The organism is Flavobacterium sp. FPG59 (genome assembly GCF_002150205.1).
Classification (GTDB): domain Bacteria; phylum Bacteroidota; class Bacteroidia; order Flavobacteriales; family Flavobacteriaceae; genus Flavobacterium.
In genome coordinates this window covers 21,316-32,126 of the sequence record NZ_MTCA01000014.1, presented here as the reverse complement: position 1 = coordinate 32,126, position 10,811 = coordinate 21,316, and the positions used below count along the sequence as shown (strand labels likewise).

Sequence of the window (10,811 nt, the reverse complement as noted above, 5' to 3'; positions counted from 1 at the left end):
GCTGCTGAAGAGCAAAAAGAAAGTGAATTTAGTACTTACTATAAGGAACCAACTGTGTCTATAGACGAGCAATTTATTTTTAATTTCAAAAAAAACGGTGGTAAATTTTTATACTGTGAAAACAATTTAGAAGTTACCGAGCAGTTTGAAAACATACTTGAAGAAAACGACTGGTTTGAAAGTGAAGTCCTTTGTTACGATCCTGAACTTTTCCAGTTACTTGAAGACAATAAACTTACTTATGACAAACCTAAAAATCCTAAATTTTTGTTGTCTAGTTGTGAAAGTTTGATTGCCGAAGAGGGTTCTATATTGTTTTCATCCAAACAAATCAAACAACACAAACCAAACGATCTCCCTACAAACATGATTATTTTGGCTAAAGCCAGCCAAATAATGGGGACAAAAAGTGATGGTTTAAGTGCCATTAAGAAAAAATACGAAAGAGATTATCCAACTAATATTTCAACTATAAAGTATTTAGAAAAAGCTAAAGAAGAGGACTTCACCCAATATGGAAGTTCCGCAAAGAATCTATATTTATTGCTTTTAGAAGATCTTTAAGATGAATGAAACTCTAAAACGAGGAATATCCGGAGTAGTTTATATCATTTTACTACTTACTTCTATCTTATATTCAACTGAAACTTTTTTTTTACTTTTTGGTATATTTTTACTCATTGCCATATATGAATTTTGTAATCTAGTACAAATTCACAAAGTTTTTCCAATCATTTTTGGCTTTTCATTGTACACTGCAGTGGCACTTGTAAGCCATTATAATCCAGAAACTGTTTCTTTTTTAAAGACTAATTTTGACTTAGATGTAGACTTAAATATCAATATTCAGCAATTAAATATTGTCCTATTGGTTATTGCTCTTGTTGTAACTTTAAAATGCATTCTATTTTTATTTTACGATTCTATCCAAAAAATTAATACTTCATCAAAATATCTATATCTTTTAGGTTACATCATTTTACCATTTGTATTTATTACCAAAATATCTTTTGGAGTTATTGATTACAATCCTAAAATTATCATTGGACTATTTATACTCATTTGGACTAACGATACCTTTGCGTACATTGTTGGGAAATCCATTGGAAAAACAAAATTACTAGAAAAAATATCTCCTAAAAAAACAGTTGAAGGTTTCATGGGTGGACTTGTATTTGCCGTACTTGCAGGGTATTTAATATCAAAATATTATATTAAAGCAAAACCAGAGTTTAGCGATAGATCTATACTAATTTGGACATCTATAGCAGTTATTGTGGGGGTTGCAGGAACAATTGGAGATTTAATTGAATCTAAATTCAAGCGAATTGCAAACGTAAAAGACAGCGGAAACATCATGCCGGGTCATGGAGGTATACTAGATCGACTAGATAGTGTTATATTTGTAGCACCATTAATATTTTTATTCTATCAAATTTTAAATTATGTTTCATAAAGAAGGAACCCAATCTATTTTACTAGGCACCATTTTTACTGCGGTTGTCCTTTTATTGTCTGACAATTTAATTGAGACCAACTGGCTCAAAATGGCTGTTCAAATACTAGCTCTTTTGCTGTTGATCATCATCTTACAATTTTTTAGAAACCCTAAAAGAACTGTAATTATTAATGACAACCAAATAATTGCGCCTGTTGATGGTAAAGTTGTGGTTATAGAAGAGGTGTATGAGGGAGAATATTTTAAAGATAAAAGACTTCAAGTATCTATTTTCATGTCGCCAATAAATGTTCACGTTACTCGATATGCCTTGAGTGGAATTGTTAAGTTTAGTAAATACCATCCTGGTAAATTTCTTGTTGCTTGGCACCCTAAGGCAAGTGAAGAAAATGAAAGAACAACAATTGTTGTAGAAAACAGTACTTTTGGTGGTGTTTTGTACCGTCAAATTGCTGGAGCACTGGCACGTAGAATCGTAAATTATGCAGTAGAAGGAACTCAAGTAACTCAAGGTACCGATGCTGGATTTATAAAATTTGGTTCAAGAGTAGATATTTTTTTACCTTTGGGAACTCCTATTAATGTGGAATTGAACCAAAAGGCTATTGGAGGAAAAACTATTATTGCAACCAAGGCATAATGACCAAAAAGGATTTAGATACTTTATTCCTAGAAGCTGTAGCTAAAGCAGCTGATATGACGCAAGCATCCCTACCGCAAGATGTACAATTGCGCTTATATGCTTTTTACAAACAAGCAACGTATGGCACTGTTGATTTAAGACAAAATTCATCCTATCATTTGAGAGATGCATTCAAAACTAACGCTTGGATGCAAATAAGTCATTTATCACCAGATGAGGCTAAAGAATGTTATATTGAAATCATTGACTCACTAATAAAATCATAATTTACCCATGAAAAAAGCATTTTATGTGTTGCCATTAGTTTGTGCAACAGTTTTTATTGTATCCTGTAATGAAAAAAAATTAATAGAAGTTGTTGAAGTCCCCTTGCCTACTGCTACAGAGCAAAAAACAGTTATGGGCTCGCCTGATAATGTAAAAGCTGATGAAGGTTCTTTTCAATTAGAAAAACTGCCGTATGCTTATGATGCGCTAGCTCCGAGCATATCAGCTACTACAATGGAGTTGCATTACTCTAAACATTATTTAAATTACACAAATAATTTAAATAGTGCCATAAAAGGAACTCCGCTAGAAAACCTAACCATAGAAGAAGTACTTTCAAAACTAGACCCTAATGATGCTGTAATGCGTAACAATGCCGGAGGATACTACAACCACAGTTTGTTTTGGAAATGTATGGGTCCAAAAGCTGGCGGTGAGCCTAAAAATACTTTAGCTAGTGCCATGATAACTGATTTTGGATCTTACGGTAATTTTATGTCTCTTTTTAAAGATGAAGCTACAAAACATTTTGGTTCAGGTTGGGTTTGGCTTATTGTAGATAAAACGGGTAAATTACAAGTTACAACAACTACAAATCAAGACAATCCTTTGATGCGAAATGCTATTGTTCCAGGAACACCAATTCTTGCACTTGACTTATGGGAACATGCCTATTATATGGATTATCAATACCGAAGAAAAAACTACGTTGATAATTTTTTTAATATTATCAACTGGAATAAAATTGAAGAAAACTATACGGCTGTAGCCATAAAATAGTTCTCTTAAAAAGAAAAAAAAGTTGCTAAAAATTTTAGCAGCTTTTTTTGTCCTTACAGTTGTAATATGAAAGATTCTAATGGATTAATCTTTATTTGCAAGGTTCCTTCTCCTTGAGAAACTCTTAATTGAGAAGAATACACTTGATACAATTGATCTTTTACAGTATATGAACCGTCTATTAATTGCCACTTTTTAACAATATCTTTTGAAATTTTAAGTTCAAAAGTACTTGTGGTCACTGATGAAAAATTAGTAACAACAATTAATTTTTGCTCTGTAGACCAACGGACAAAAGAAAAAATACTTTCGTCATAACCTTTTGTAAATTGACGGTTTTGAGTATGCAACTCCTGATAATCGCCCATCAATGCAGAACTATTCAAAGAAAAGTTAAGAAGTCTTTTGTAAAAATCTCGCAACTCTTTTTCGTTTGCTGTTAATAACGCTCCATCAAATTTGCCATTATTCATCCAGCGCTGGTGATTTGGCACACCAACATAATCAAAAATTGATGTTCTTGAATGTGTTCCAAATCCAGCATTTTCATTGCCAGCTTCTCCAACTTCTTGACCAAAATAAACCATAGTAGGAGCTGAACTTATAGTTGTTGAAAGTACCATCAATGGTTTTCCTTTTTCAGCTGATCCAGCAAATTCTGGACTTGCTAAGCGTTGCTCATCATGATTGTCTAGAAAATGAAGCATGTGGTTTTCAATGTCTTTTAAACCATTCTGAATTTCTACCAACCGATCTGGTGTAGCTTGACCTTTTACGATGGCTTTCAAAGCGTCATAAGTCTCTACTTTGTCATACAAATAATCCATTTTACCTAGATGAATGTAATTTCTATACTCTTTTGGGTTGTAAACTTCGGCTAATAGAAAAGCTTCTGGATTTTTCATTTTAATGGCTGAATTCATATAACTCCAAAATTCATAAGGCACCATTTCGGCCATATCAAATCGGAAACCATCTACCCCTTTTGCTGTCCAATACAAAGCTATGTCTTTGAATTTAACCCACGAATTGGGTACATTTTTATTTTTCCAAAATTCAAAATGTTCCTGAACTGTTTTATTGTCATATCGTGCTGGAAGTTCTGGAAAATCTTTGGACCCATCCGGACGAATACCATAATTTACTTTTACTGTCTCGTACCAATCATTCTTATCTGGTTTAGCCTTTCGGGAGCCATTTCCAGTCCATTTTGCTGGATTTTCTTCAAATTTTCCATCAACTAACGGATGAACTTCTCCGTTTAAAGGTGCATTAGAATCAGGAACTTCAAATTTAGCATTTGGAATATAATAAAAGTTGTTATCTCTTTTATACTCAACAGTCGTATCATCATCAGCACCAAAATCCCGAACTCCTTCTGGGTTGTTCTTACCCTCGTACTTGCGGGCTATGTGATTTGGTACAATATCAATAATCACTTTTAATCCCGCTTGATGCGTTCTATCAATAAGGGCTTCAAATTCTTGCAATCGGTTTTCAGGATTTACTGCTAAATCTGGGTTCACATTGTAATAATCTTTTACGGCATAAGGTGATCCTGCTCTACCTTTCACGACTTCTGGGTCATCATTAGAAATTCCGATAGCGGCATAATCCCAAATTAAAGCATGATGTGGCACTCCAGTGTACCAAATATGACTTACGCCTAAATCCTTTATTTCTTGCAAGGCTGTTGTTGTAAAATCGTTGAACTTCCCTACTCCATTTTCTTCAATAGTTCCCCAAGGTTTGTTGGTGGTATTTTTATTTCCAAATAATCGCGTAAAAACTTGATACACGACTTCTTTTTTACGTATAATAGGTTCTTTTTGAGTTGTATTCATTTTTAAATCAGTTGTTTTGCAGGCTATTGCCAATAATCCCATGCCTACACCCGCAACAATAGTTCTTTTTTTCATCATAGTTATCATTAATGCTAATGTCAATAGGTCTTGTACCAAATGGACATCAGATTTTAAATTTAATATTTTTAAAATAAGATGGCGTGAAAAACAATTAAAATTATACCGTTATAAGTGCTAGTGAACAAACTACAACGAAAGAGTAGTTTTATTTGTTGATAACTTTTAGCAGTTAAACCTATCCTTTAAAGCCCGTTTTGACTAATTATAAATAAATCCTAATATGGATTAGGATTGTTTCCTTTTTCATAAATTTGACAAAAATTAGATCCATTGAAAAAAACACTTTTTTTCCTTACTCAACTAGCCATTTTATTGATTTCGCAGTTTGTTTTGGCGCAAGCCCCAAAAATATTAGTTATTGAAAATGCCGATTTTCAAGAAGTTAATGAACTTGAAGTCCCAGATGGGCTTTTATTAATGGGAAACGTTCGTATAAGTCACGACGGTATTGTACTTACTTGTAACAAAGCGTATTATTTTTCAAAAGAAAAGTACATCAAAGCTTTTGGAAATGTACAAATGGTACAAGGAGATACTTTGTTTTTGAATAGTAAATATGCGGAGTATAATGCTACTGTAAAAAAAGCCTATGCTTCTGGTGACGCAGTTATGAGTTCTCCAGACGCAACATTGGTAACAGATATTATCAATTTTGACCGAAATATTCAAGAAGCTTATTACGATACACCGGGAACTATTACCAATAAAGACAATACACTTAAGAGTAATTCAGGCAGGTATTATGTAAAAGAAAAGAAGTTTCGATTTTTGACATCGGTCACGATTACCAATCCTACGTATGTGATCAAATCAAATCATTTGGACTATTTTAGTAATTCGGGACATTCGTATCTTTTAGGACCCTCAACAATTACCAGTAAAGCCAATTACATTTATACCGAAAAAGGATTTTATGACACCAAAAAAAATCTAGCACACTTCCTAAACAAATCCTACATCAAATATGACGATAGAGTTATTAAGGGTGATAGTTTGTATTATGATAGAAACAGAGAATTTGCATCTGCGACTCGAAATGTAAAAATAACAGATTCTATTAACCGCGGTATTGTCAAAGGGCATTATGCCGAAGTGTTTAAAAAACAAGATTCTATGTATGTTACGAAAAGAGCCGTAGCAGTAAATTTTGTAGAAAATGACTCCGTTTACATTCACGGAAAAAAACTGATGGTTACTGGAAAAGAAGGAAACAGAATCATTAGAGCCTTTAATAACGTGCGATTTTTCAAAAAGGATATGAGCGGAAAATGTGATTCGATACATTCTAGTACTAAAATGGGACTGACAAAAATGATAGGGAATCCAATACTTTGGAACGCTGAAAACCAAATTACGGGTGACATTATGCATTTGATAGGAGATAAAACCACTCAAAAATTAGACTCCCTTAAAGTACTCGAAAACACTTTTATTCTCTCAAAAGACACTTTGGGAACAGGATACAATCAAGTCAAGGGACAAAATCTATATGGAAAATTTCTAGAAGGAAAATTACACGATGTTGATATTATTAAAAACGCAGAAGTCATTTACTACATGCGTAATGAAGCACAAGAATTAATAGGTATTAACAAAAATAAAAGCAGTAAAATAAATTTAGTATTAGCTGATAATGAGATCGAAACCATTACTTTTTTTCAAGATGTAGATGGCGATATTTTCCCCGAAAACGAACTGCCCGAAAATGCAAGAAAACTAAGAGGCTTAGTATGGCGAGGCGACGAACGTATAAAATCAAAGGACGATATTTTTCCTCCCGAAGAAAATGAAGACAATGAAAAAATTGCCAAAGCCACTAAATCAGCTCAAGGCAAAGGGAATATTCCGATGAAAATTAGGAAAGAAACGCTGAATTACGATAAAAAGAAAGTTAAGAAGTAGTCTTAGTTTGCAATCACAATACACAGTCACAGTTTACAGTCACAGTGAACAGTGAACAGTATCAGTTTTCAGTAAACAGTTTCATTAAAAGTTACCTTTTACAAAAAAGTATCAAATAAACGATTAAACAATAATTTGTGAACACAGATTTTTTAAAATACCAAGCACAAACTTCACCCTATCCGCTAGGCATGGAGGTGTCACACGCTATAGGGTCTTACATCTACGCAACAGATTCTAGAAAATACCTAGATTTTGTAGCAGGCGTATCAGCCTGTGCCTTAGGCCACCAGCATCCTAGAGTCAACCAAGCCATAAAAGATCAATTAGATAAATATTCACACGTAATGGTATACGGCGAATATTCTCAAAGTCCAGCTGTAGAATATTGTAAATTATTAGCCTCATTATTGCCAGCACCTTTAGACAAAACCTATCTGGTTAATTCAGGCACAGAGGCCATAGAAGGAGCCTTAAAACTAGCCCGAAGAACCACAGGAAGAAGTCAATTGATTTCGTGTCACAACGCGTATCACGGCAATACCATGGGTTCTATGAGTGTCATGGGATTTGAAGAACGCAAACAAGTCTTTCGACCGTTGATCCCTGATGTGGAGTTTATCACGTTTAATGACGAAGCTGATTTACTTAAAATAACGCACAAAACAGCAGGAGTATTATTAGAAACCATTCAAGGTGGAGCGGGATTCATTCAACCCCACAATGACTATCTCAAAAAAGTGAGAGAACGCTGTGATGAAGTAGGTGCCATGATGATTCTGGATGAAATTCAACCGGGTTTTGGTAGAACCGGAAAACTTTTTGGTTTCCAAAATTACGATGTTGTTCCTGATATTGTTGTCATGGGAAAAGGCATGGGTGGCGGAATGCCTGTTGGTGCTTTTACAGCTTCATCAGCACAAATGGATTTGTTGAGTGACAATCCAAAATTAGGGCACATAACTACCTTTGGAGGACATCCTGTCATAGCGGCAGCCTGCTTAGCTACTTTGCAAGAAATTACAGAAACTAATATCATGCAGGAAGCTCTTGAGAAAGAAAAATTATTTAGATCGCTTTTGGTACATCCTTTGATACAAGAAATAAGAGGTAAAGGATTGATGCTAGCCGCCATGACTAAAAGCCCTGATATCACAAACGAGGTTATTTTAAAATGTCAAGATAGAGGACTTATTTTATTCTGGCTCCTTTTTGAAGGATGCGCCATCAGGATTACGCCCCCGTTAACCATTTCGGAGGAAGAAATACGAGAAGGTTGTAGTATTATTCTAGAAGTGATGGATGAAATGATGAATAAGAATTAATCTTTAAAATATTCGACAAGGAGATACTCTTTGTTTTAACTAAAGCATTTTTTTGTTAATTAAATTGTTCACAAAAATTCTAAATTACCCTCACAGTACACCCACGATTACCTAATTTTAGTTAGGCTAAATTTAAAACACAAAGTATGCAATTAAGCAACGAAGAAGAAGATTATAACTTATCCTTATCAAAATTTGAGTCCATGTTGAAAACCAACAAGGTATTCTTTTTCGACTCCGAAGAATTTGAAGAAATTATCCTTCATTATCTGGATATGGGCAAAGCCACTTTGGCAAAAAAAGCCCTCAAATTAGCCTTGGAACAACATCCTAAAGCAACAGGACTTAAACTCGTGCAAGTCGAGATGCTTGTGTATGATGATAAATTAGAACTCGCTGAAAAAATATTGAATGAGTTGTATGCTATTGAACCCAATAATGAAGAAATATACATTCAAAAAGCAAATATATGCTCTAAAAGAGATCAACATGAAAAAGCTGTTGAACTCTTAAAAATTGCCCTTAAATATACAGATGATCTGGCAGATGTGTATAATTTAATAGGCATGGAGTATTTGTTTATGGACAATTTTGAATTGGCAAAAACCAATTTCATCAATTGTCTTGAGGAAGATCTTGAAGATCAATCAGCGTTGTATAACGTGGTATATTGTTTTGAATTTTTAGATCAAAATCAAGATGCAATTCAATTTCTAAAAGAATACATTGATAAAAATCCGTATAGTGAAATTGCTTGGCACCAACTAGGACGTTTGCATTACAGCGTAAAAGAATATGAAGAAGCTATACGTGCTTATGAATACGCAACGCTGATAGACGACGAATTTGTAGGCGCTTTTATGGAAAAAGCCAAAGCATACGAACGTCTAAAAAATTATGAAAAAGCCGTTGAAAGTTACAGCAGAACTATTGAGTTAGATGATGCAACTTCTTATGCGCTGTTGCGAATGGGAAAATGTCATGAAAAACTTGGCAATACCGCTCTAGCACTCAAATATTATAATCAAACCGTACATGAAGATCCTTTACTAGATAAAGGCTGGATTGCCATAACTGATTTTTATGTACGTCAAAAAAACTATCAAAAAGCACTCTATTTTGTAAACAAAGCCCTTGCTATTGACAACCAAAACAAATTGTATTGGAAACGATTTGCAAGCATCAACAAAAAAATGGGCTTTTTTGAAGAAGCAACCTTTGGATACAAAAAAGCAGTTGAATATGGAGAAACAAGCCTTGATGTTTGGCTTTTTTGGGTAGATATTTTACAATTTCAAGGTGAATTTATGCCGGCAGTACAAACACTTTTGCAGGCTACCGAATATTATCCTGAAGAAAACGAAATTGAATACCGATTAGCTGGTTTATATTATTTACTAAACGATACAACGAAGGCAAAATTTCATTTAAGTAATGCTTTACGACTCAATGCCGCCAATTCAAAGTTGTTAAAAAATTCTTTCCCGTCTGTTTGGGAGAAAAAATCAGTGCAAAACCACATCAAAAAATATACGGGTACAAATGACGGAGAATAATACAAGACGTTTTGGGTTAGTAGGACGTAACATCAGCTATTCTTTTTCTAAAAAATATTTTACTGAGAAATTTGCTGCGGCAGGTTTTGAGGGTTGTACTTATGAGAATTTTGACATTCAAGACATTCAAGATTTTCCAACAATTAGGTTTGAAAACAAAGATATACAAGGACTTAATGTAACCATTCCGTACAAAGAAACGGTTATTCCTTATCTAGATTCCTTATCCAAAAAAGCTGCGCTTATAGGTGCCGTAAATACCATACGCGTTACAAAAAAAGGCAAACTAAAAGGATACAATACGGATTATTTTGGCTTTAAAAAATCCCTGATACCCTTACTGCAACCTCATCACAAGAAAGCCTTGATTTTAGGCACAGGTGGAGCTTCTAAAGGCGTTGCTTTTGCTCTTGATGAGCTTGACATTCCGTATGTATTTGTATCAAGAGAAGCTACTGAAACAAGCATAAGTTATGACCGAATTAATGCTACAACATTTGATAATTACCAAATCATAATTAATGCTACGCCAGTAGGTACAAGCCCAAATACTGATGCTTTCCCACTACTGCCCTATTCGTTTTTTACAGAGAAGCATATTGCCTACGATTTGATTTACAACCCCGCAGAAACACAATTTTTGAAAAAAGCTGCTGCTCAAGGCGCTCAAACAAAAAATGGTTTAGACATGCTTATTTTTCAAGCTGAAAAAGCTTGGAAGGTTTGGAATAAGTAAAAATTAATCCCGCTAAAACTTTTTTTTAAAGTTAAGCTGTTGAGAGTTTTACATCAGTTTTGAGATACTTCTGTTTTAAAAAATTTCCAGTTATATTCTAGATTCCTAGCCCAGATGGAAGCGGCATCCTTTAGGGTCCTGATTTTTTTCAGGATCCTAAAGATATAGCGTACAGCTGGAGAAAGCTCCTAATTAAAAATATCATTTGATCTATGATT

10 protein-coding genes are annotated in these 10,811 nt (G+C 34.1%); 9 read left to right on the top strand and 1 reads right to left on the bottom strand.

The window, feature by feature from the left end:
- From FPG59_RS02930 to FPG59_RS02910, 5 genes are all read left to right on the top strand, one after another.
- The coding region (locus tag FPG59_RS02930) for an LUD domain-containing protein (RefSeq protein WP_086453126.1) at positions 1-564 on the top strand (564 nt) is incomplete at its 5' end.
- A gap of 1 nt (position 565) precedes the next feature.
- The gene (locus FPG59_RS02925) at positions 566-1,456 is read left to right on the top strand and encodes a phosphatidate cytidylyltransferase (protein ID WP_086453125.1); all 891 of its coding nucleotides are present in this window, start codon (positions 566-568) and stop codon (positions 1,454-1,456) included.
- The gene (locus FPG59_RS02920) at positions 1,446-2,099 is read left to right on the top strand and encodes a phosphatidylserine decarboxylase family protein (protein ID WP_086453124.1); all 654 of its coding nucleotides are present in this window, start codon (positions 1,446-1,448) and stop codon (positions 2,097-2,099) included. Before FPG59_RS02925 ends, FPG59_RS02920 begins: the two co-directional genes overlap by 11 nt.
- On the top strand, positions 2,099-2,368 hold the full coding sequence (locus FPG59_RS02915) for an acyl-CoA-binding protein (protein WP_086453123.1): 270 nt from the start codon (positions 2,099-2,101) through the stop codon (positions 2,366-2,368). The genes FPG59_RS02920 and FPG59_RS02915 overlap by 1 nt, the downstream gene beginning before the upstream one ends.
- A 7-nt stretch (positions 2,369-2,375) precedes the next feature.
- A complete protein-coding gene (locus tag FPG59_RS02910; protein ID WP_086453122.1) occupies positions 2,376-3,149 on the top strand; it encodes a superoxide dismutase in 774 nt (257 codons plus the stop codon).
- A gap of 53 nt (positions 3,150-3,202) precedes the next feature.
- Here FPG59_RS02910 and FPG59_RS02905 read toward each other — a convergent pair whose 3' ends face one another.
- Positions 3,203-5,071 carry an alpha-amylase family protein gene (locus tag FPG59_RS02905; protein WP_086453121.1) on the bottom strand — a complete coding sequence of 623 codons (1,869 nt, stop codon included), beginning with the start codon at positions 5,069-5,071 and terminating at the stop codon, positions 3,203-3,205.
- Positions 5,072-5,344: 273 nt separating this feature from the next.
- On the opposite strand from FPG59_RS02905, the gene FPG59_RS02900 reads away from it, so the two are divergent.
- From FPG59_RS02900 to FPG59_RS02885, 4 genes are all read left to right on the top strand, one after another.
- Positions 5,345-6,976 (top strand): OstA-like protein, encoded by a 1,632-nt coding sequence (locus tag FPG59_RS02900; RefSeq protein WP_086453120.1) that lies wholly within the window; start codon positions 5,345-5,347, stop codon positions 6,974-6,976.
- Between the two features lie 137 nt (positions 6,977-7,113).
- Positions 7,114-8,301: an aspartate aminotransferase family protein gene (locus FPG59_RS02895; protein WP_086453119.1), complete on the top strand. Its 1,188-nt coding sequence runs from the start codon at positions 7,114-7,116 to the stop codon at positions 8,299-8,301.
- A 146-nt stretch (positions 8,302-8,447) separates the two neighbouring features.
- Positions 8,448-9,857 carry a lipopolysaccharide assembly protein LapB gene (locus FPG59_RS02890; protein ID WP_086453118.1) on the top strand — a complete coding sequence of 470 codons (1,410 nt, stop codon included), beginning with the start codon at positions 8,448-8,450 and terminating at the stop codon, positions 9,855-9,857.
- The gene (locus FPG59_RS02885; protein WP_086453117.1) at positions 9,844-10,593 is read left to right on the top strand and encodes a shikimate dehydrogenase; all 750 of its coding nucleotides are present in this window, start codon (positions 9,844-9,846) and stop codon (positions 10,591-10,593) included. The genes FPG59_RS02890 and FPG59_RS02885 overlap by 14 nt, the downstream gene beginning before the upstream one ends.
- Positions 10,594-10,811: the final 218 nt, after the last annotated feature.

What these genes read in the sequence shown, in the direction of transcription:
- FPG59_RS02915 (WP_086453123.1), top strand. Translation starts at nt 2,099, where the DNA reads ATGACCAAAAAGGATTTAGATACTTTATTCCTAGAAGCTGTAGCTAAA.
- FPG59_RS02910 (WP_086453122.1), top strand. Translation starts at nt 2,376, where the DNA reads ATGAAAAAAGCATTTTATGTGTTGCCATTAGTTTGTGCAACAGTTTTT.
- FPG59_RS02925 (WP_086453125.1), top strand. Translation starts at nt 566, where the DNA reads ATGAATGAAACTCTAAAACGAGGAATATCCGGAGTAGTTTATATCATT.
- FPG59_RS02905 (WP_086453121.1), bottom strand. Translation starts at nt 5,071, where the DNA reads ATGATGAAAAAAAGAACTATTGTTGCGGGTGTAGGCATGGGATTATTG.
- FPG59_RS02885 (WP_086453117.1), top strand. Translation starts at nt 9,844, where the DNA reads ATGACGGAGAATAATACAAGACGTTTTGGGTTAGTAGGACGTAACATC.
- FPG59_RS02890 (WP_086453118.1), top strand. Translation starts at nt 8,448, where the DNA reads ATGCAATTAAGCAACGAAGAAGAAGATTATAACTTATCCTTATCAAAA.
- FPG59_RS02920 (WP_086453124.1), top strand. Translation starts at nt 1,446, where the DNA reads ATGTTTCATAAAGAAGGAACCCAATCTATTTTACTAGGCACCATTTTT.